Source organism: Pseudomonas sp. P4_B4 (assembly GCF_056402255.1).
Map to the genome: position 1 here is coordinate 60,825 of NZ_JBFUHS010000018.1, position 18,761 is coordinate 79,585.

General features: G+C 53.6%; 22 protein-coding genes and 1 pseudogene. 11 read left to right on the plus strand and 12 right to left on the minus strand.

From position 1 onward, the window contains the following. Positions 1–5: 5 nt before the first annotated feature. Together AC1DVE_RS19390 and AC1DVE_RS19395 are read left to right on the plus strand one after the other, a co-directional pair. On the plus strand, positions 6–404 hold the full coding sequence (locus tag AC1DVE_RS19390; protein ID WP_223455727.1) for a hypothetical protein: 399 nt from the start codon (positions 6–8) through the stop codon (positions 402–404). Between the two features lie 506 nt (positions 405–910). Continuing rightward, complete coding sequence (locus AC1DVE_RS19395; RefSeq protein WP_223455726.1) at positions 911–1,216, plus strand: winged helix-turn-helix domain-containing protein; 306 nt, start codon at positions 911–913, stop codon at positions 1,214–1,216. Positions 1,217–1,556: 340 nt separating this feature from the next. Here AC1DVE_RS19395 and AC1DVE_RS19400 read toward each other — a convergent pair. Then, positions 1,557–1,685 (minus strand): annotated as a pseudogene (locus AC1DVE_RS19400) (cell wall hydrolase); the annotation flags it as partial. 335 nt (positions 1,686–2,020) lie between these two features. Here AC1DVE_RS19400 and AC1DVE_RS19405 point away from each other — a divergent pair. From AC1DVE_RS19405 to AC1DVE_RS19415, 3 genes are all read left to right on the plus strand, one after another. Then, positions 2,021–2,263: a hypothetical protein gene (locus AC1DVE_RS19405; RefSeq protein ID WP_223455725.1), complete on the plus strand. Its 243-nt coding sequence runs from the start codon at positions 2,021–2,023 to the stop codon at positions 2,261–2,263. Between the two features lie 204 nt (positions 2,264–2,467). Then, a complete protein-coding gene (locus tag AC1DVE_RS19410) occupies positions 2,468–2,893 on the plus strand; it encodes an MAPEG family protein (RefSeq protein WP_223455724.1) in 426 nt (141 codons plus the stop codon). A gap of 513 nt (positions 2,894–3,406) precedes the next feature. Further along, positions 3,407–3,616 carry a hypothetical protein gene (locus AC1DVE_RS19415; protein WP_223455723.1) on the plus strand — a complete coding sequence of 70 codons (210 nt, stop codon included), beginning with the start codon at positions 3,407–3,409 and terminating at the stop codon, positions 3,614–3,616. Between the two features lie 54 nt (positions 3,617–3,670). On the opposite strand, the gene AC1DVE_RS19420 is transcribed toward AC1DVE_RS19415, so the two are convergent. The 5 genes from AC1DVE_RS19420 to AC1DVE_RS19440 all read right to left on the minus strand — a co-directional run bounded on the left by AC1DVE_RS19420 (position 3,671) and on the right by AC1DVE_RS19440 (position 8,503). After that, the gene (locus AC1DVE_RS19420) at positions 3,671–3,856 is read right to left on the minus strand and encodes a tautomerase family protein (RefSeq protein ID WP_223455722.1); all 186 of its coding nucleotides are present in this window, start codon (positions 3,854–3,856) and stop codon (positions 3,671–3,673) included. A 69-nt stretch (positions 3,857–3,925) separates the two neighbouring features. Beyond that, on the minus strand, positions 3,926–4,900 hold the full coding sequence (locus AC1DVE_RS19425) for a 2-hydroxyacid dehydrogenase (RefSeq protein WP_223455721.1): 975 nt from the start codon (positions 4,898–4,900) through the stop codon (positions 3,926–3,928). A gap of 26 nt (positions 4,901–4,926) precedes the next feature. After that, entirely contained in the window at positions 4,927–5,799 is an 873-nt protein-coding gene (locus AC1DVE_RS19430; RefSeq protein ID WP_223455720.1) for an isocitrate lyase/PEP mutase family protein, read from the minus strand. A gap of 124 nt (positions 5,800–5,923) precedes the next feature. Further along, the gene (gene dctA, locus AC1DVE_RS19435; protein ID WP_223455719.1) at positions 5,924–7,231 is read right to left on the minus strand and encodes a C4-dicarboxylate transporter DctA; all 1,308 of its coding nucleotides are present in this window, start codon (positions 7,229–7,231) and stop codon (positions 5,924–5,926) included. A gap of 102 nt (positions 7,232–7,333) precedes the next feature. Next, positions 7,334–8,503, minus strand: a complete 1,170-nt coding sequence (locus AC1DVE_RS19440) for a mandelate racemase/muconate lactonizing enzyme family protein (RefSeq protein WP_159389631.1) — start codon at positions 8,501–8,503, stop codon at positions 7,334–7,336. A 99-nt stretch (positions 8,504–8,602) separates the two neighbouring features. Here AC1DVE_RS19440 and AC1DVE_RS19445 point away from each other — a divergent pair, with 99 nt between their 5' ends. Further along, positions 8,603–9,481 carry a LysR family transcriptional regulator gene (locus AC1DVE_RS19445; RefSeq protein ID WP_159389630.1) on the plus strand — a complete coding sequence of 293 codons (879 nt, stop codon included), beginning with the start codon at positions 8,603–8,605 and terminating at the stop codon, positions 9,479–9,481. 23 nt (positions 9,482–9,504) lie between these two features. Here the strand turns inward: AC1DVE_RS19445 and AC1DVE_RS19450 are convergent, their stop codons facing one another. Further along, on the minus strand, positions 9,505–10,095 hold the full coding sequence (locus tag AC1DVE_RS19450) for a TetR/AcrR family transcriptional regulator (protein WP_223455717.1): 591 nt from the start codon (positions 10,093–10,095) through the stop codon (positions 9,505–9,507). A gap of 167 nt (positions 10,096–10,262) precedes the next feature. Between AC1DVE_RS19450 and AC1DVE_RS19455 the strand changes: the two genes are divergently transcribed. The 4 genes from AC1DVE_RS19455 to AC1DVE_RS19470 all read left to right on the plus strand — a co-directional run bounded on the left by AC1DVE_RS19455 (position 10,263) and on the right by AC1DVE_RS19470 (position 14,236). After that, positions 10,263–11,363: an alkene reductase gene (locus AC1DVE_RS19455; RefSeq protein WP_223455716.1), complete on the plus strand. Its 1,101-nt coding sequence runs from the start codon at positions 10,263–10,265 to the stop codon at positions 11,361–11,363. A 74-nt stretch (positions 11,364–11,437) separates the two neighbouring features. Beyond that, a complete protein-coding gene (locus AC1DVE_RS19460) occupies positions 11,438–12,226 on the plus strand; it encodes an SDR family NAD(P)-dependent oxidoreductase (protein WP_223455715.1) in 789 nt (262 codons plus the stop codon). A 96-nt stretch (positions 12,227–12,322) separates the two neighbouring features. After that, complete coding sequence (locus AC1DVE_RS19465; protein WP_223455714.1) at positions 12,323–13,192, plus strand: alpha/beta fold hydrolase; 870 nt, start codon at positions 12,323–12,325, stop codon at positions 13,190–13,192. A 45-nt stretch (positions 13,193–13,237) separates the two neighbouring features. Beyond that, positions 13,238–14,236, plus strand: coding sequence for an NADP-dependent oxidoreductase (locus tag AC1DVE_RS19470; RefSeq protein ID WP_223455713.1), 999 nt, complete (start codon positions 13,238–13,240; stop codon positions 14,234–14,236). A 209-nt stretch (positions 14,237–14,445) separates the two neighbouring features. Here AC1DVE_RS19470 and AC1DVE_RS19475 read toward each other — a convergent pair whose 3' ends face one another. The 5 genes from AC1DVE_RS19475 to AC1DVE_RS19495 all read right to left on the minus strand — a co-directional run bounded on the left by AC1DVE_RS19475 (position 14,446) and on the right by AC1DVE_RS19495 (position 18,224). After that, entirely contained in the window at positions 14,446–14,988 is a 543-nt protein-coding gene (locus AC1DVE_RS19475) for a DinB family protein (RefSeq protein ID WP_223455712.1), read from the minus strand. Positions 14,989–15,227: 239 nt separating this feature from the next. After that, positions 15,228–15,977, minus strand: coding sequence for a hydroxypyruvate isomerase family protein (locus AC1DVE_RS19480; RefSeq protein ID WP_223455711.1), 750 nt, complete (start codon positions 15,975–15,977; stop codon positions 15,228–15,230). A 327-nt stretch (positions 15,978–16,304) separates the two neighbouring features. Next, positions 16,305–16,505, minus strand: a complete 201-nt coding sequence (locus AC1DVE_RS19485) for a hypothetical protein (RefSeq protein ID WP_223455710.1) — start codon at positions 16,503–16,505, stop codon at positions 16,305–16,307. Positions 16,506–16,588: 83 nt separating this feature from the next. Further along, positions 16,589–17,047 carry a metallophosphoesterase family protein gene (locus tag AC1DVE_RS19490; RefSeq protein ID WP_223455709.1) on the minus strand — a complete coding sequence of 153 codons (459 nt, stop codon included), beginning with the start codon at positions 17,045–17,047 and terminating at the stop codon, positions 16,589–16,591. Between the two features lie 274 nt (positions 17,048–17,321). Continuing rightward, a complete protein-coding gene (locus tag AC1DVE_RS19495) occupies positions 17,322–18,224 on the minus strand; it encodes a LysR family transcriptional regulator (protein ID WP_223455708.1) in 903 nt (300 codons plus the stop codon). A 116-nt stretch (positions 18,225–18,340) separates the two neighbouring features. Here AC1DVE_RS19495 and AC1DVE_RS19500 point away from each other — a divergent pair, with 116 nt between their 5' ends. Further along, positions 18,341–18,760, plus strand: a complete 420-nt coding sequence (locus AC1DVE_RS19500; protein WP_159389643.1) for a nuclear transport factor 2 family protein — start codon at positions 18,341–18,343, stop codon at positions 18,758–18,760. The last annotated feature ends 1 nt before the right edge of the window (position 18,761 follow it).

Consider the following 18,761-nt stretch of genomic DNA (forward strand, 5'->3'; position numbering starts at 1 on the left):
ACCTAATGCTTTATACAAGCCTTCAATACCTCCCACATAAAATCTCTTGCTCAAAAAGCATAGAGAACGAATTCAAAATAGCCTTTAGCAGCGAAGAATCTAAAAGGGCTAAAGGCATTGTCTATTTTTTCCTGTCAGAAAAACCAATACCTAGAGTTTCAGGCGAATCTCGAATACTTTACATTGGAAAAACAAGTACATCTTTACACTCAAGGTACTACCGACACTCACGGGCATTATCCTCAAATAAAAACGGTGCTTTTTACAGCCACATCATTGAGAAATATGGACCGATAACATTCGGATATTTCTTCTCAGAAGACCCAAGAATAGATGAGCATAAATACTTTAGTGAGTACTACGAAAGGCATCTTGAACACCCACCAAAATCAAAGGTTGGTTAAACTGCCTGACAAACGGTTCAAATCGCTCGCTTCGCTCACTGGGGGCGCGATTATCAATGTCTGCAAAGGGTCGATTGCTGCCTGCCGCAAAGGGCAACACCCCATAGCTGACGCTCAGGATTCCGCACTCTCAAACCCAGCCGCAAATTCGCACACCACTGACGAAAATCGGTACGCCTAGAGAGGGGCATGACTACTACGCAAAAACTGACTTAAGCAACGTTATGTGCCATTCCAGATCAATGGTAATGCATTGTCATGAAATGAAAAGGCACTGTCGCCAAATGAAAGGTTGACAGTTTCACCGCCTATAAACTCCTTCTCGTGAGCTGCACGGTAAGCCCAGCTATTCGGCTCGGCGGTTCGCAACTCCGGCCGTGTGACCTACAGTGCTAAAGAGAACAACAAGATGTGCGTCGAACTTGCTCGGCTCAACTCAGACAGTCAGCAATCGGATCCTGCCCTTCCCTAACAGACAACTACATTGAGAGCGAACCAGCCGCAATATGCCAAAGTTACAAACCTGGACGTTGAACAAACCCCAACGCCTGCTTTCTAACAATCTAACGACTATCAGTTTAACTCGCATGGAATGCTTAGTGCTTGAGTTATTAACAAGCAGCGAGGAGCGCGTTGTTAGCAACGAAAGTATCTTTATAAAGTTAAATAAGCACCCTGATAGTTACAAAGGACTGCCCATGTGCCTCAGTAGGCTGCAAGCGAAATTCAAGAAGCTCACTAAAGGAGACAACCTCCTCCGTTCAGTAAGAAATCGTGGTTACTGCCTTACCCAAGCAATAAATCCTGAATGAGTTTTAAGTCTCTGGTTCATGGTTGAAACCTCTTTCACGAAGCAATGGCACGCGATAAAGGCGATCAGTCATTCATCGCCGTCGCCGGTGATAGCGCCAATTCTTTGAGCTCGCGCCAGTCCCTCCCTAGGGACTCAGCCTGGGCTGCAGGATCACCCGTGCCAGCATCACCAGAATACCCAGCGCTGCAATCGCACCGCCAGCCTGAACGCTGGACATCTTCAAAGCATCTTTCCAATGACTAGTCAGTTGCATATTTTGTTGCCTCGGGTGTTGGGAAAGGTTCAGGCCAGCGCCTTCAGCACGACCTGGTAAAACGCAAACTTCAGTGCCGCGGGGTTCACGGCACATCCTTGAAGAAGACGTGATGACCGAGCCTCAGCGTCTCCTTGGCGCCATTCACCCAGGTAGGTGGCTTCGGCAGGGTGGTCGCGTAGTAATGGGTCGCCCCACCGGTGGTATCCGGTACCTTGAGGTGCATAGAAGTCGGAACACTTAAGGGAATTCACCGCATTAGACGTACGGCATGAAGCACAACCGTGCCGGGCTTTTCGTATCTGCCTCGTCACACCTTTGTCACACTTACCCAGCACAATGCAGTCAGCCAAAGGGATTTGGCCCATCTACAGAGAGCCCGGCCAATGTGCCGGGCTTTTTCGTATCTGCGACATGCTTTTCACGAAACGCTCACAGAATGGAGCGCAGATTGAACGGACAAAAGGATTTGACCCCGTACAGAAAGCCCGCCACTGAGCGGGCTTTTTGTTGCCTGCTACGCTTTTCGTAGACACAGGAAAAGCGGCCATGCCCCTACCAGACGATCCTACCCCCGCCCTACTCAGCCGACTCAATCAGAACATCATGGCCCTAGGTTGTGCCATTGAAGAGATAGGTATTTGGATCGACCAACGCGGCTCCACCGAAGTGTCAGATCGTATCAACGAGCATCTAGAGGTGCTGAAAGAAAGCAGTGATGCCATTGCCGAACTGTTGGTTGACCTTATAGCCAGGTGGAAGCCTGAAGAAGAGATTGATCCTGAAGACTGACGCTCACTCGAAAAATCGAAGCCCGCCAATGCGGGCGCTCTGTTGCCATGCCCCCTTCCCCTGCCCGCTTGCGAGTCGCACAGCTAGCTACCCGGGATTCCAGACAGCTCCTGATGCAGAACCGTTTTGCATCTATTCTGATTGCACGAAATAGCACTCCGGTTTCGTACCGCATTACTTCGTTGATGAATGGGTGTAACAGATATGACCAGCCCGACTGCTATCGCTCTGACTGGCTTTATTGGGTGGACATTGGCTCTGCTGATTCTAATGGAGCTCTTACGTGGCGGGCTTGCTGTCCTAAAGCGAATTCCCACAAACGAGTTCAAACCAGATAACTCCAATCTCTCACCCTTCATGCAACGCTTGGCGCGAGCACATGCTAATTGTGTCGAAGGTTTACCCCTGTTCGGCGGCCTACTTCTATTGGCCCTTGCCACCGACCAGACGTCAATTACCGATTCACTTGCTTTTCCCTTGCTTGCTGCTCGCGTCGCGCAATCTTCCCTGCACCTATACTCCCTGAGCATCCCAGTAGTGAATGTTCGCTTTGGATGTTTTGCCATTCAGCTAGCTATCGCCGTCTATTGGTTGGTTCAGCTAGTGACAGGGTGGACCGGCGGACAGTAAAAGTGTTGGCGCCGACGCAGAATTGACCCAGTTACCGAGATGTCACTGACCCAATCTGATTCCTCGCGAACCAATACCTGTGCTGGATTTGTGCGGATTTGAAGATGGGTCAGTCTTGCGTCGGCACGTGGGGCAATCGGCATCGGCGTCAACAATCAGGCTTGAGTTCCGGGCTATCCGCTAACGAGCAAAAGGAAGCCCGTACGAAGGCAGTTTCATTGTTGGCACAAGCGGTCGGAGCCATTGTACTGTCGCGGGCCTGCCCAGATGATGCGCTGCTAGCCGACGAAATCCTGGACAGCTGTAAGCTGTCGCTCGCCATTTAGTTAGCGCCTAGAAGCATGTGTTTCGCCCGCAAGAGCCCTAATTGTTGGCGTCGATTGAACACTGACCTATGCGGATCTGCCCGGATACCTGTTTTCTGTTAGGGAAGCGGATTTCTCAGGCGCCAGGTGGCTTGAATCGAAATAGCACCCGCCTGCTACGCAGTCCTCTTTTCATGGAGGAAACACGATGTCGAATGCTGACTTACTACCTTCCCTGCTCTTCAAGATCAATCAGAACCAGCTAGCCCTCGAAGCCGCGATCATGGAGCTGACGTTGTGGGTCGAAAAGCGTGGCGCAGGTGAGGTTGGAGGCAACGTGCGCGGCGCGCTGCAAACGATCAGTAAGAATGAGGAGTTCATCAACATGACGTTGGCGGTACTCATGACCCCGGAGTGATCTACCTACAGCGTGCCCTCCAAAGCCGCACGGCTATTCCCCGGTGCTTCCAGCTCATCGATCACAGAAACGAATGCCACCCTTCGCTTTTAAATGGACTGGCGCCTCGACGATTTGCACGGTCACGATTTCTGCAGGTATTTCGTAGCTTGCTACCACGGCCTCGGTAACCTTTTTCAGAAGCAGATGGTGTTGCTCCTCCGTCTTACCTGCAGCGGCATAGACAATGACTTGCGGCATAGCGGTTCCTATTTCATTGAGATAAGTGCCTGTGTGCCTACCGCACATAGGAGGAGAATGAGTTAATTCTTATTGGCGTAATGCTTGCGAATTTACGAGGTCTCGCGGCCACTGGCCCTCAAGTCCCATCAATAAATTTTCCAGGGCTCGCTTTGCCATTGCGTTGCGCGTCTCGTTTGTTGCTGAGCCAATATGGGGAACAGTGACGACGTTTTTCAACTTGAAGAGCCTGGAGTCCGGCAAAGGCTCCTTCACGTAAACATCCAATCCCGCTGCCCGTATTGCCTTTGCTTCAAGTGCTTGAATCAGTGCCTCTTCATCAACCACTGGGCCCCGAGACACGTTGATCAAAATGCCTTCAGGCTTCATCTGCGCCAACTCGGAATGGCTGATGAGGTTCCTGGTATTGGAGGTCAATGGAACGACCGGGCACACAAAATCGGATTCGCCCAAAAGCGTTTCTTGTGTAACAAACCTTGCCCCCAGCTCTTGCTCCAGTTTGGGCTTGCGGGTTTTGCCGCTGTACAAAATATCCATACCGAAACCGAACCTACCTCTACGGGCGATGGCCTCTCCAATTTTGCCTAAACCGATAATGCCCAAGGTCTTTCCATGCACATCGCATCCGAAGTGGGATGCATCGATGGTCTTTGTCCAATTTCCGTCTTTCGTCCAGGCATCCAGCTCAGGGATACGCCGTGCTGTGGCGAGGATCAGAGCGAAAGCCAGATCAGCTGTTGTCTCGTTCAGCACATCCGGCGTGTTGGTCAGCATGATTCCTCGGCTATTGAGAAAGCTGAGGTCATAGTTGTCGTAGCCAACCGATATACTGGAAATAATCTCTAGTTTTTTTGCTAACGCGAGTTCGGCCTCACCCAGACGGCGATTTCCACCGATCAACCCATGGGCCTCGGGAAGAGCCGCTTGAAACTGAACGTCCATATCACCATCCTCTGGGTTGAGGATAATGATGTTGTACTGATCTTTATAAGTCTCGAGCAGGCTTGGAGAGACGCGACTGAAGGCCAGGATCGTTTTTTTCATGATGCTTTATTTCACCTGCTTCAAGCTCAATTAGAACCGTGTTCTGACTTCAAATAGGTCTTTGCCCACTCACGGTAATTATCCGACAGCGTGTATTTTGATAGCAGCTCTGGAAGCGAGAGCTCAGCGCCTTTGGATCCGCTCTGCTCGCGCAATGCCTCGTAACTTGCTTTGATCGCAGCCAAAAATGGGGCATGCCCATTGACCACGATCCGCACATTGGCTGCGCTCAGCTTCTCAACATCGCTCAGTGCAGGGTTTCCATAATTAATCAGCATGATTGGCACGGAAAGATGCGAGGTGAGCGCCTCCAAGTGTTGGAAATCCTTTACTCCGACAATGCAAATCGCATCGGCCCCAGCCTTTTGATAGGCCATAGTGCGTGCGATGGAATCTTCCAAAGTGGAAACGGCCACATTCGTACGGGCGATGATGCTGAGGGCATCATCTGACCGGGCAAATCGCGCAGCGTAAATCTTGCTTGCGGCCTCTTCCATTTCGATAAGCACGTGCGCTTGCTCATCGTATTTGGCCGGTAGGTGAGTATCTTCTAGCGTAAGAGCGGCAACACCGGCCTTCTGCAACTCGGTTACCGTTCGCATTACATTGAGCGCGTTGCCGAACCCATGATCAGCGTCTCCAATGATTGGGATTTGGCTGGCCCGTCCGACCCTGGAAACTTGCTCCGCATATTCATCAAGAGTGAGCAACGAGATATCTGGGGCACCGAGCACTTGAAGCGAGGCGACGGATCCACCCTGGATGGCGACCTCAAAGCCAAGGTCAGAGGCCATTCGAACCGAGATCGGATCGAACACTGATGCGGCAAATTTACAAACTGTTCCATGAAGTAAATCACCGAACGCCTTACGTAGTTCGTGATGGGATCGCTCAATCATTTTTTCGGCTCCATCGCAATTCAACTGAGAACTTCGCTTGAATGGTTCTATGTGAACGAGGCATCGAATAGCTACCGGTCATTGCGCCCTATCCGAAGAGGAATGACCGGGTAAGCGATGTTGACTACTTTTGCGTTGCTAACGCTCTACGCTCCGCCTTTGCGTTTTTCATCGCGGCAATTTCACGCTCACAGGCTTCTACATCGAACGAGTTGTCCCACTTGGCAATGGCGATGGTGCCGATACCGTTGCCAATCAGGTTGGTAACAGCTCGCGCTTCATTGAGGAACCTGTCGATGCCCAAGAGCAGGACAAGGCCTACCAACGGAATGGAGTGGATGGTTGTGAGCGTTGCCGCAAGGGTTATGAACCCGGCACCCGCCACGCCAGCGGAGCCTTTTGAGGTCAGCAGGAAGACGCCCAACAGAATCATCTGATCCATAAACGTCAGTGGCGTATTGGTTGCCTGTGCGATAAAAATCGCCGCCATGGTGAGGTAAATGCAGGTGCCATCCGCATTGAAGGCATATCCAGTTGGTAGCACCATGCCCACCACTGACTTCTTGCAGCCCAGCTTTTCAAGTTTCACCATCATTCGCGGAAGTACGGCTTCGGTTGAGCAGGTGCCAAGCGTGATGAGAATTTCATCTTTGAAATAACGAAGAAATTGCATAAGCGGCATGCCCGACCATCTAGCAACCGTACCCAGCACTACCACGATGAAAATCAAGGTCGTGATGTAGAGCGCGACCAGCAACTGGCCGAGTGACAGCAAGGTACCAATTCCGTACTTGCCTATAGTGAAAGCCATCCCAGCGCCGGCACCAATCGGAGCCAGACGCATAACCATTGCCACGATCTTGAACAGCCCTTGCAGAAACAGGTCGATGGTATTGATCAGCGGTTTGCTGGTTTCGCCCATTTGAACGAGGGCAACGCCCATCAAAACCGAAATCAAGATGACCTGAAGCATGACGCCATTCGAGAATGCGCCAATGAAGGTACTCGGGATTATGTTGAGAAAGAAATCGATTGTTCCGCCCTGCTCACTGGCGGCTTGGCTGTACTTGGCGATAGCGCTGGCATCAAGCGTGGTAGCGTTGATATTCATCCCAGCGCCTGGCTTTGCGATATTGACCACAATAAGGCCAATGACCAGCGCAATGGTTGAAAGGATTTCAAAGTAGAGCAGCGCTTTGACGCCGATCCGCCCGACTTCCTTGATGCTGCCCATCTTAGCGATACCAACGACGACGGTACCGAAAATAATAGGCGCCAACAGCATTTTGATGAGTTTGATAAAGCCATCCGCAAAAGGTTGGAGCTTGGCTCCGAATTGCGGTTCAAAGTGACCAATTGCTGCACCGATGACGATACCGATCAGCACCTGCACATACAGCTGGCTGTACCAGCGGGTCTTGGAGATTTCCACGGGAGCACCTCATTTTATTTTTGTGATGGGCGTGTGGCGTGGCGTCAGTGAGTGACGCCTGATAACGGCGGCCTCCTGCAAGAGGCCGCCGTTCGAGGGCTATCAGCCTTCGCCCAGCTCGCGCATTACTGCGTACAAGGCGGACTTGGCTTCGAAGCCGACACCTGGAATATCCGGCAGACCGACATAGCCGTTTTCCACACGAATCCCGTCAGCGAACCCGCCGAAAGGCTGGAACACGTCCGGGTACGATTCGTTACCGCCCAGGTGCAGACCCGCTGCGATGTTCAGGGACATCTGGTGACCACCATGCGGAACTACACGGCGGGAAGACCAACCCATTTCTTCCATCACCTTCAGGGTGCGCATGTACTCCACGAGCCCGTAGGACAGAGCACAGTCGAACTGTAGGTAGTCGCGATCAGGGCGCATACCGCCGTGGCGCAGAAGGTTACGGGCATCCTGGTGGGAGAACAGGTTTTCCCCGGTAGCCATTGGCAGTTCATAGTGATTTGCAAGCTCAGCCTGCAGCGCGTAGTCCAGCGGATCGCCAATCTCTTCGTACCAAAAGAGGTTGTACTTTTTGATGGCCTCCGCGTATGCAATACCTGTCTTCAGATCGAAGCGGCCATTGGCATCGACCGCCAGTCGACGACCGTCCCCTACCACTTCAAGTACCGCCTCGATACGACGGATATCTTCGTCCAGTGATACTGCACCAATCTTCATCTTGACGACGTCGTAGCCACGATCCAGATAGCTCTGCATTTCTGCCTTGAGCTTGGTTTGATCTTTGCCAGGGTAGTAGTAGCCGCCCGCTGCGTAGACCCACACCTTGTCATCTGCCACGCCGTCACGATAACGGTCGGCCAGCAGGCGATACAGAGGCTTGCCTTCAATCTTGGCAACGGCATCCCATACAGCCATGTCAATGGTACCCACTGCGACTGAACGTTCACCGTGACCACCTGGCTTTTCATTAGTCATCAGAGTCTTCCAGATGGCAAACGGATCCAGGTTGTTGTTCTCGTGGTCGATGAGAGTATCTGGATCAGCTTCCGTGATACGCGCCAGGAAGCGATCACGCATCAGTGCACCTTGACCGTAGCGACCGTTGGAGTTGAAGCCGTAGCCGATTACTGGTTTACCATCGCGAATCACATCCGTGACGACAGCGACAACCGAGCAGGTCATTTTGGAAAAATCGATATAGGCGTTGGCAATTGGGGAGGCAATAGAAACAGTTTTTTCACGGATGTCTACGATACGCATGACGGGCTCCTCTTGTTGTTGGTGGCCCCACGTTATGCTTTGCGATGACACCCGCCCAATGCTATTAATGCCGAGCCCTATGCACAGGAGGCATGGCCCTTGGAACTCGTTTGGCTAGAAGATTTTTCAGCGTTGGCAGAGTACGGCAGCTTTGTTCGTGCCGCTGAAGCGCGCCACGTTACTCAGCCGGCATTCAGTCGCAGAGTCCGCTCACTGGAAAATTGGATGGGTGTTGAACTGTTCGTTCGCACGCCACAAGGTGCAACGCTGACCGAGGCTGGGAAGCAGATTTTGCCAAGTGCCCAGGAGACTGCCAGGCGCTTGTACCGAATGCGCAGCGAAGCCCAGGAAGTGGCGGGAATGGCTGCCAAGACTCTGCAATTCGCTGCAACCCATTCGCTGTCGTTCACTTTCTTCCCGAGATGGTTAAGAAGCACGGAAAACGGCGCTCCCATTGAGGCTGTGCGGCTGCATTCCGACAGCATGGCGGTCTGCGAGCAGATGCTGATTCAGGGCCAGGTGCAGTTCCTGCTTTGTCATCGTCACCCGGATGTTCCACCGCTGTTGACCCCTGATCAGTTCATAGGCAAAAAGGTTGGCGAAGATGTTCTCGTTCCATTGGCGAGCGCTTCTGCCAACTTTGAAAGTTCGCCCGCATCGTTGCCGTACTTGGCGTATACCCAAGAGTCCGGGTTGGGACGCATCGTGGCTCACCGGCTTAATGGAAAGGAAGATTTCCTTCACCTCAAGCCATTATTCAGTAGTCACCTCGCTGCGGTACTGATGTCCATGGCCCTGGAAAACAAAGGTGTGGCCTGGCTACCAAGGAGCCTAACCGAACAGGAAGTCACCGACGGACGTCTTGTACGAGCTCTTGATGAAAGCTGGGATATCCCCTTGGAAATTCACCTCACGCGTCCAACGGCTCCTATCAGCCAATCCGCTGAAGAATTTTGGGCGAAGTTGAGAGACTGCTGAATATCGTTCACGGAAGATGGTGCCTACTTTCCGGGGCAATGCTGAGCCAACGGCAATGAAGCAATTATCTCAGCGTGGCAAACCTCGAGTATTTCATCAGCCAGAGAAGAATCATCTGGGCAGGCGCGTGACAACATGACCGCACCGATTGCATGCGCCAACATGTCGATCATTTTTGCCCGTACCCCATCCTGCGGCGCGTCTTGCCTCGCGTTGTACTTTTCTTCGAGCGCTGCCAGCGTGCTTTCTACCCCGCTGGCAAAGGTGGCTTTCAACTCATCTGATTGACGCGCAGCGTCTCCACAAAGGGCCGCCATGGTGCAACCGCTGCCCCTGCCGTCTCGGTGATCCCTCGACACATAAAGATCGACGAATTCAGCAACGTCGAGACCTTCGGAACTGGTCAGCGAATGCGAAAGACTGTTCGCTGCCGCTTCAGCCATCAGATCAGCCTTGGAGCCGAAGTGCTTGTAGAAACCTCCTTGCGTAAAACCGGCTGCAGCCATTAGCTCCGCCACCCCCACGCCATCGTAGCCACGCTCGCGAAACAGCTCTGAAGCCGTCTCAACTATGTGAGCTCGATTGGCGAGTGATTGCGCCTTGGTGATCTTCATTTCGTGCGCCTCTGCATCTCAAAGCAATGCCCTCATCATACTCTGATGTCGATCATAATCAAAAGCATTGACAGCTTTGAGTATGATCGACATCATAAATACGCCAACGCGAATCTTCCCTGGCACGGCGCATGTCGCCCTCATTAATCAACGAGTATGGAAACGATATGAACGATAAGACGTTATTTGAGCCGTACGCGCTCGGCTCGCTGACACTTTCCAACAGAATCGTGATGGCTCCGCTGACGCGTAACCGTGCGGGAGAAGGCTTCGTCTCAAGCGAGTTCGCTGCAACCTATTACAGCCAGAGAGCCTCTACAGGCCTGTTGATCTCCGAAGCCTCGCAGATCTCGCAGCAGGGACAGGGCTACCAGGATACGCCCGGTATCTACACGCAAGCGCAGATTGATGGCTGGCGCAAGGTCACCGATGCCGTCCACGCAAAAGGCGGACGAATTTTCCTGCAACTGTGGCATGTCGGACGCGTATCGCACGTTGACCTGCAGGAGAACGGTGCCGCTCCGGTAGCACCCTCCGCTCTCCGTCCCGCGACCAAGGTGTTCGTCAATAATAGCTTCGTGGACGTTTCAGAGCCGCGAGCGCTTGATATCAGCGAGCTACCCGGGATCGTTAATGATTTTCGCCAAGCGGCGGCAAATGCCATCGCTGCGGGATTCGATGGCGTGGAGATCCACGGCGCAAACGGCTATTTGCTGGATCAGTTCGTCAAGGACGGTGCCAATATCCGCACCGATGCCTACGGTGGCTCGATTGAAAATCGCGCTCGCCTACTGCTGGAAGTGACGGCGGCGGTAGTAAACGAGGTCGGTGCAGAACGCACAGGCATCCGTATATCGCCAGTTTCGCCAGCCAATGGTGTCTCCAGCAGCGAACCGCAGGCCCAGTTTGACTACATTGTCGACCAACTCGATGCCTTGGGCATTGTGTACCTCCATGTGGTCGAAGGTGCGACTGGCGGGCCGCGCGATATTGCGCACTTCGACTTTGGTTCTTTGCGCCAACGCTTCAAAAACACTTACATCGCGAACAATGGCTACGACGTGAATTTGGCCACCTCTCAACTCAACGATGACAAGGCTGACTTGATCGCCTTTGGACGTCCCTTCATAGGTAACCCGGACTTGGTGGCGCGCCTTAAAACCGCTGCCTCTTTGTCGGCATTCGATCCTGCGACCCTGTATGGCGGCGGTGCAGAAGGCTACATCGACTACCCAACCCTTGCTGAATCCAGTACCCGGCACGGCTAAAAATCACGTCTACACACGTCCTCCGGACACCACGCATGACTCGCCTATCGATATCCGAAACTGAGGATCAATTCATGAGCATCCCTGCCACCGTTCTCATTACCGGCGCCTCCACTGGCATCGGCGCTACCTATGCCGAGCGCTTTGCACAGCGCGGGCACGACCTCGTACTGGTTGCCCGCGACAAAGGGCGGCTGGATGCTCTTGCAGCCCGGCTGCGTGAGAAACACAACATCACCATTGATGTTCTCCAGGCTGACCTGACCCAAATCAGCGATTTGACCACGGTCGAGGCTCGCCTGCGCGACGACGCCAGTATTGGCATCCTGGTGAACAATGCAGGCGCCGCACAATCCGGCAGCTTTATCGAACAATCCACCGACAGCGTTGCTCAGTTGGTCACGCTCAACACTACCGCACTGGTACGGCTTGCCAGCGCCATCGCCCCACGCCTGGCACAAGCCGGAAACGGAGCGATTATCAACATAGGCTCGGTTGTTGGCCTGGCACCTGAGTTCGGCATGACGGTATACGGCGCGACCAAGGCGTTTGTACTGTTTCTTTCTCAAGGTATGAGCCTGGAACTTTCGCCCAAAGGCGTCTACGTGCAAGCCGTTCTGCCGGCAGCCACTCGTACCGAAATCTGGGAGCGAGCGGGCATCGATATCAATACCCTCAGTGACGTCATGGAAGTGGGTGATCTGGTCGACGCGGCGCTGGTCGGTTTCGATCGTCGCGAGCCTGTGACCATTCCCCCCTTGCAGGATGCCGCCTGCTGGGATGCCTTGCAGGCAGCACGTCAAGGCCTGCTGTCGCAGATTCGGCAATCCGATGTTGCCGAGCGCTATCAAGCCGAGGCGTGATCATCGTGTAGCAGGCGCTGGTGCGCAGCTTTCGATGTAAAGCGCCTGCAACATGGCGTCTCACTTGCCACTTTCGATCCGCAGCACGGGGCAAACATGCACATTCAAGACACAAAACCTCATCCCGGATCGCGCACGCCGTTCGTCAATGCAGCGACCCAATCGATCAAGGTTGATGGAGCGGCGTTCGTTTACCGTGATATAGGCCCCAAGGACGGGTTGCCGCTGGTTTTGTTGAATCATTGGGGCGCAGTCCTGGACAACTTCGACCCACGGATCATCGATGGGCTCGCAAGCACCAGGCGCATCATCGCCACTAACTATCGGGGCATCGGCACATCAGGTGGCACCGCCCCTGCGACGGTCAGCGAAATGGCAAACGATGCCATCGCTGTGATTCGTGCGTTGGGGTTCGAAAAGGTCGACCTGCTGGGTTTTTCACTCGGAGGATTCGTGGCCCAGGAAATTGCCCTGAGCGCCCCTGACCTGGTGCGCAGACTGATTCTGACCGGTACCGGGCCTGCTGGCGGCACCGGCATCGACAAGGTCTGGTCAGTTTCATGGCCATTGATGCTTAAAGGTTTGCTGACGTTGCGCGATCCGAAGACCTACCTATTCTTCACCTCGACGGTCAATGGCCGGCGAGCCGCCAAGGATTTTCTGAATCGCCTGAAGGAGCGCAGGAAAGATCGCGACAAAAATCCAACGCCAACCGCTTTTTTGCGGCAGTTGAAAGCCATTCACGCATGGGGCAGGCAGCCCCCGCAGAACCTCAGTCGCATACAGATACCGACGCTGATCGCCAACGGTGACCACGACATCATGGTGCCCACGGTGAACTCTACTGACTTGGCGAACCGGATCCCGAATTCTCAACTGATCATTTACGAAGACGCAGGGCATGGCGGAATTTTCCAACATCATGCCGACTTCGTGGCGAAAGCAACGGCATTCCTGGATGCCTGAGGATGCTCCGTCATTCCCATTTGAAACTACGAGAGTTGAATCAACATGAAGGCATTTCTAATCGACCGTTACGGCAAGAATAATGGCCGTGTAGCCGAGGTGCCCGTACCTGAGGTGGGTGCCCATGACGTCCTGGTTCAAGTGCATGCCACAAGCGTCAACGTGCTTGATTCAAAGATCAGTACAGGCGAATTCAAACTGATCTTGCCGTACTCATTCCCGTTGATATTGGGCAATGACCTGGCTGGGGTCGTGGTCAGCGTTGGATCCGGTGTGCGGCGCTTCAAACCAGGTGACGAAGTCTACGCACGCCCTCCTCAGGAGCGCATAGGCACATTCGCCGAGCTGATTGCGGTGCACGAAGACGCACTCGCGTTGAAACCTAAAAACATCAGCATGGAAGAGGCCGCATCCCTCCCGCTGGTTGCACTGACGGCATGGCAAGTGCTGGTTGAAACCGCCAGGCTGAAAAAAGGACAAAAGGTGTTTATTCACGCCGGCTCGGGTGGTGTCGGCAGCATCGCCATCCAGCTTGCCAAGCATCTGGGTGCCTTCGTCGCGACCACCACCAGCACAAACAATGTGGGTTGGGTCAAGGCACTGGGAGCGGACATTGTCATCGACTACAAGAAGCACAACTTCGAAACCGTTTTGCAAGACTACGACGTCGTATTGAACAGCTTGGGCGCGGATGAGCTAGAAAAGTCGCTCACCATTCTGAAGCCTGGGGGGCAGCTCATTTCCATCTCCGGGCCGCCGACGCCACAGTTCGCTGAAGAGCAAAAACTGTTTTGGGGATTGGGTTTGGTGATGCGTATTTTGAGCAGCGGCATCCGCAGAAAAGCGCGCAAAAAAGAAGTCAGCTATGCATTCGTCTTTATGCGTGCCAGTGGTGCTCAACTGGGTGAAATCACTGCTCTCATCGAGTCCGGCATCATTAAGCCGGTGATCGACACAACCTTCCCTTTCGAATCGACAGTCGAGGCGTTGAGCTATGTCGAACAAGGAAGATCAAAAGGCAAGGTCATCATTAAAATTAAATAACTACCCGCCACCACTCGATGACCAGATTTCGGATTGAGGAGCATGTCTTGGCATTCCGATGATATGTATGTCAGCGGCGAACTCGGGGCGATTCAGTGCGAAGGTGTTCGTCATGGATTAAGCCAGGGCAATAGCCATGCAATCAGTGCGATCCGAATCGAATTGCCCTCTTTGGCTGTGAATTCTCAATACTGGTATCCAGCTTTTCTTCATACGCTGGATCGGGATGGGATGAGGACGACTAAATCTGTATCACCTATGTCGACACCGGCCTGTGAAAGCAGCGTAGTAACCTGGCCACGGTGATGGGTCTGATGGTTGAAGAAATGCATCACCAGGCCGTAAAAATCCTTGTCGGACACTACACCCTTCAAGCTGGCGTAATGGAGGGTGTGGTCTAGATCGGACTCTGTAATAGAGTTAGCCCATTCGACAATTATCTGATCAAGCCACTCTCGATATACTGAGAGTTCTCGAATAGTAGAGAACAACGCTTGGTCAAGGTTTTTCGGATCAGCAAGTCGCCTCACCGGCTCCAATGCCGAGTGGTTCGCTGGATGTTTGGCGAATCGCTTTAGCCACACAGTGTCTCCGGCTGCCACGTGGTTTAGCGTCCCGAGAATCGACCTGAAGTACGCTTTTCTATCAGCTGAGAGCTCATCATCGGACAAGCACCTGGCCGCTCCATAGATCTTTACGTTCATCCATTTGTTATAGGTCGCCATCAGGCAGATATGGCCGGTACGGCTCATGTGCTCATCCTTTGAGTGGGTATTTGAAAAGCGCTCCACGCTCATCGCAAAACCCAGTCTATTGCCGGGCATTCAAGAAGTATTTTCCCATAATCAGAGCCACGACTAGCACTGGATCAATAGCCGTCAGTACGGACCATCGAATCGCGGGCCTCAACGATCGATGGGTATCGGCCATCAAGCGCCTTTCAAAATTCTCCACCTGAGGAGTGCATCAGGGTAACTCGTGCCCGCAAGTGCTAAGTCCTTAGCTGCTTAATCCAGTCAAGGCTCGCAACGGTAGAGCGAGAAGGACGGTATTCACACCCGATCCATCCTGGGTAGCCACGCTGCTCCAGCGCCGTGAACAAGGCAGCAAAGTTGATGCTCCCCGTTCCCGGTTCGTGACGACCCGGACAGTCAGCAATTTGCACATGGACGGTTCGGTCATAAAATCGAGCCAGAACATCTGCTGCGTCTCCGGTCAAAAGCTGGGCATGGTAAAGATCGAGAATCAGCCCAACACTCGGGAAGGTCTCCAGCACCTGTTGCGCCCTGCTGAAGTCAGACATGTAATAGCCCGGCATCTCCTTCGAACTGATCACTTCGATAAGGGGCCGCAACCCCTGATCTTCGAAGTACTTGACTGCATACTCCAGGTTGCTCCCGAAGATAAGCGCAGCCTCTTCCTGCGTCGTAATTCCAGACATGATGTGGACATCCGAACAAGCCAGCACCTTTGCATAACTGGCGGCCTGGACCAGGCCAGCGCGAAACTCTTCTTCCTTGCCTTGCAGGGCAGCAATGCCTTTGGTGACACCCGCCGGTGCGGCGAACTGAATCAGAGGAAGAGCGTATTGAGCCAAGTGGTCGGCCAGGAGACTGGCGTCGAATTCATAGGGCGACGGAAACTCCACCGCCCGAAATCCAGCGGCAGCGGCGGCTTCGATGCGTTGAAGAAAAGGCAACTCATTGAATTGAAAACCGAGATGAGCATTGAACTTGAGCATTGAGTATACATCCATCCTGGGAAGAAACGAAAAGCCTGGAGCATCCTTTGTAGCGCCAACACTACACTATCGGAAGTGGTCCATACAGACAGACCAGAGCGAGCCTGTGCTTACCCTGCGGCGCTCATCATTGAAAACTGGGCAAAACAAATCAGATCGCAGGCTTCGACTGACTGGCTACCGTGTAACGTCGTGTGCCCACCGGCGGCCAGTGGAAAACGGGGGCTTATCGCTGTACTTCACTGCCCATGGCCTGCAGTTCGTTTTTATCGAAGAGCCGAGTTTTGGCCAGGCTATCAATTTGTCCGTTTACCCCAAGTTCCTGAGTCAATCATTGTTGACCTGGAGTTCATGCAGAAGAAATCCAAGTGATTCTGGGGCGGCGTGATAACTTTTTCCCGAGCGTTGTTCATCCCACGACATGGAATCATCGGTGCAGAAATCTCCAACACACTCCATGCGCAGCTCGACATCGAGAAGTCCAAGCGGTATCCAGAAGTAAGGCGTCTCGCGAAGAGCATTAGGCATGGTCGAGCCACATCGTGAGCAAAAGTCATTTCTGTACCCGCTGGGTTTGCGCCAACTAGTGATCGATTGTAGCCCCTCGCTCTTCACTCCAATAAGTGGATCAGTAGAGGTTCAATTGAGGTTGGCGTTATCTCAAGCAGAGCCAGCGTCACTGGCAACTTAAAGCGTCGCCGTCCCGCGCTACCTGGATTGAGAAATAGCTGTTCCCCACGCCATTCTATCCGTGGCTTGTGGGAGTGGCCGGTGATCACCAGCTTTATGCCTGTATCTAGTTCGACTGGGACATCGGCAATGTCATGTACCAACAGCGCCTGCCATCCGTTGACGTCGAAGCGTAGAAGATCAGGGAAATTGGCTGCCCACGGAGCGTCTTGATCATTGTTCCCACGCACCACGTGTAATGGCGCTATAGATGCCAATAGATCAAGAATCTCGGGGCTACCAATGTCGCCGGCGTGAATGATCTGCTCGCATCCCTCCAGGGCAGCAAGGGCTTCGGGGCGGAGCAAACCGTGAGTATCGGAAATCACGCCGACTTTCATGCAATTCACCAGAGCAAGCTCAGTAAGCTGACCACAGTGTAATGAGACAATTACCTGCGATGCGCGAGGTCTTCTCTACGGGCAGCAATCGGCCAGAAATAGTCACTCGCTAATTGGCCCGGCGTAAAGCGCAGGGCATGTTTATTAGTGCCATCCAGCTTTTGATGCTGCTCATCCTCGAAACAGGTTGGATAAATTGCGTCTTCCTTCGAATTGCCATACATGCCCGAGCACGGTGGCCCATACGCTGTAGAGATCGTTATTGTTCCGATACTCACGGGTCGCCCCCTAAGAGGTAACCTTCGACATTTTCTATGGATAGGGCTTCGAGCAGCACCTGCTCCAGGATGGCAAAAAAACATTTGATGTGGGCCTGCTTTAATGCCTGTGGCCGGGTCACCAGATAGACCTCCATATCTGGAAGGTGGAGATCCGGGAACAACCCGATCAGATCCTTCGCCAATATACGGGGCAGTACAGCCACCCCCATACCTCGCCTCACCGATTCGAGCTGCACGGCGAACGAGTTCACGCTGATCTGCGCGCGGTCCAGACCACCGGCCTTTACCGCACGCATTTGCGGCAACATGTCCAGCGGGGGAAGCAAGGCAATATTGACCGCAGTGGCCGGGGTCACCCCCGGAAACCGCTTCAGATAACCTGCATCAGCGAAGACACCGTAGGCGAGCCGGCCTATTGGTCGATAAATCAGCGACGGCTCACCCAGATGAGCTGTACGTACCGCAATGTCTGCCACGCCGCGGACGATCTTGTGAAAGTCGGCTGTTACCATCAGCTCCACCGAGCAACGCGGGTGCAGAGAAGTGAAGCGACTCGCGGCCTCCAGCACACAAGACGAGAACCCCTCTCCTGCACTGACCAGGACACTGCCAGATAGCTCTGTGTGCAGCTCGGATATGCCAGCAGCGGTTTGACGCCTCAAGCCAGCTTCCGCAGCCAGGGCAACTTCCACGAGGGATTGGCCCCGCGAGGTCAACCAGCATCCTTCAACGCCGCGCTCGACGAGTGGCTCGCCCAGTGCGACCTCAAGTTGGGTCAGGCGGCGGGACACGGTAGACGCCGCGATACCCAGCAACTGGCCAGCTTGAAGGAAGCTGCCACGCCGCGAGACTGCCAACAGCAGACGAAGATCGTCCCAATTTGCTTGCAACGCCATGCGTCCTGTCCTCCCTGGTCTGCATATGTGCAAATCCATTATGCAGTAGTCGCTGTTTTTCGGCAGAGGCCTCAAAGGTATATCTACAGGCCCTCGAAACGAATGGAATGGATTGTATGACTACTGGCCCCAACGACTATGCGGAGCGCGCCTCAAGAGCCTTCAATCGCCGTGATGTGGAGGCGATGCTTGCGTTGGTTTGCGAAGACTTCATCTACCTCGATGGTATGGGGATTCAAACCGGTCGCGAATCCATGCGCAAACGAGAGACTGCGCTGTTCGAAGCGTTCCCTGATGCCCAAGTGACCTTCACCCCATTCATGGTCGCTGACGATCTTTTGGCGCTGACTGCCTTACTGACCGGCACCTTCGCCGCACCCTTGGTGCTGCCAGGCCGGGTGATTCCACCCCATGGACGCCATATTACCGTGCACTACGCCGCACACTTCACCTTCAGAAACGGGCTGGCCATCCGTGAAGAGGCCTTCTTCGACAGTGCGGTGTTGATGCCGTTAGCCGAACAGGGTGAGGGTTGAG

Bases quoted from the DNA above. Each gene is read 5' to 3' on its own strand.
- AC1DVE_RS19430 (WP_223455720.1), bottom strand. From the start codon at position 5,799: ATGATTGAGCGATCCCATCACGAACTACGTAAGGCGTTCGGTGATTTA.
- AC1DVE_RS19470 (WP_223455713.1), top strand. From the start codon at position 13,238: ATGAAGGCATTTCTAATCGACCGTTACGGCAAGAATAATGGCCGTGTA.
- AC1DVE_RS19440 (WP_159389631.1), bottom strand. From the start codon at position 8,503: ATGCGTATCGTAGACATCCGTGAAAAAACTGTTTCTATTGCCTCCCCA.
- AC1DVE_RS19475 (WP_223455712.1), bottom strand. From the start codon at position 14,988: ATGAGCCGTACCGGCCATATCTGCCTGATGGCGACCTATAACAAATGG.
- AC1DVE_RS19420 (WP_223455722.1), bottom strand. From the start codon at position 3,856: ATGCCGCAAGTCATTGTCTATGCCGCTGCAGGTAAGACGGAGGAGCAA.
- AC1DVE_RS19405 (WP_223455725.1), top strand. From the start codon at position 2,021: ATGCCCCTACCAGACGATCCTACCCCCGCCCTACTCAGCCGACTCAAT.
- AC1DVE_RS19455 (WP_223455716.1), top strand. From the start codon at position 10,263: ATGAACGATAAGACGTTATTTGAGCCGTACGCGCTCGGCTCGCTGACA.
- AC1DVE_RS19460 (WP_223455715.1), top strand. From the start codon at position 11,438: ATGAGCATCCCTGCCACCGTTCTCATTACCGGCGCCTCCACTGGCATC.
- AC1DVE_RS19410 (WP_223455724.1), top strand. From the start codon at position 2,468: ATGACCAGCCCGACTGCTATCGCTCTGACTGGCTTTATTGGGTGGACA.
- AC1DVE_RS19495 (WP_223455708.1), bottom strand. From the start codon at position 18,224: ATGGCGTTGCAAGCAAATTGGGACGATCTTCGTCTGCTGTTGGCAGTC.
- AC1DVE_RS19415 (WP_223455723.1), top strand. From the start codon at position 3,407: ATGTCGAATGCTGACTTACTACCTTCCCTGCTCTTCAAGATCAATCAG.
- AC1DVE_RS19465 (WP_223455714.1), top strand. From the start codon at position 12,323: ATGCACATTCAAGACACAAAACCTCATCCCGGATCGCGCACGCCGTTC.
- AC1DVE_RS19490 (WP_223455709.1), bottom strand. From the start codon at position 17,047: ATGAAAGTCGGCGTGATTTCCGATACTCACGGTTTGCTCCGCCCCGAA.
- AC1DVE_RS19450 (WP_223455717.1), bottom strand. From the start codon at position 10,095: ATGAAGATCACCAAGGCGCAATCACTCGCCAATCGAGCTCACATAGTT.
- AC1DVE_RS19480 (WP_223455711.1), bottom strand. From the start codon at position 15,977: ATGCTCAAGTTCAATGCTCATCTCGGTTTTCAATTCAATGAGTTGCCT.
- AC1DVE_RS19425 (WP_223455721.1), bottom strand. From the start codon at position 4,900: ATGAAAAAAACGATCCTGGCCTTCAGTCGCGTCTCTCCAAGCCTGCTC.
- AC1DVE_RS19390 (WP_223455727.1), top strand. From the start codon at position 6: ATGCTTTATACAAGCCTTCAATACCTCCCACATAAAATCTCTTGCTCA.
- AC1DVE_RS19395 (WP_223455726.1), top strand. From the start codon at position 911: ATGCCAAAGTTACAAACCTGGACGTTGAACAAACCCCAACGCCTGCTT.
- AC1DVE_RS19485 (WP_223455710.1), bottom strand. From the start codon at position 16,505: ATGCCTAATGCTCTTCGCGAGACGCCTTACTTCTGGATACCGCTTGGA.
- AC1DVE_RS19500 (WP_159389643.1), top strand. From the start codon at position 18,341: ATGACTACTGGCCCCAACGACTATGCGGAGCGCGCCTCAAGAGCCTTC.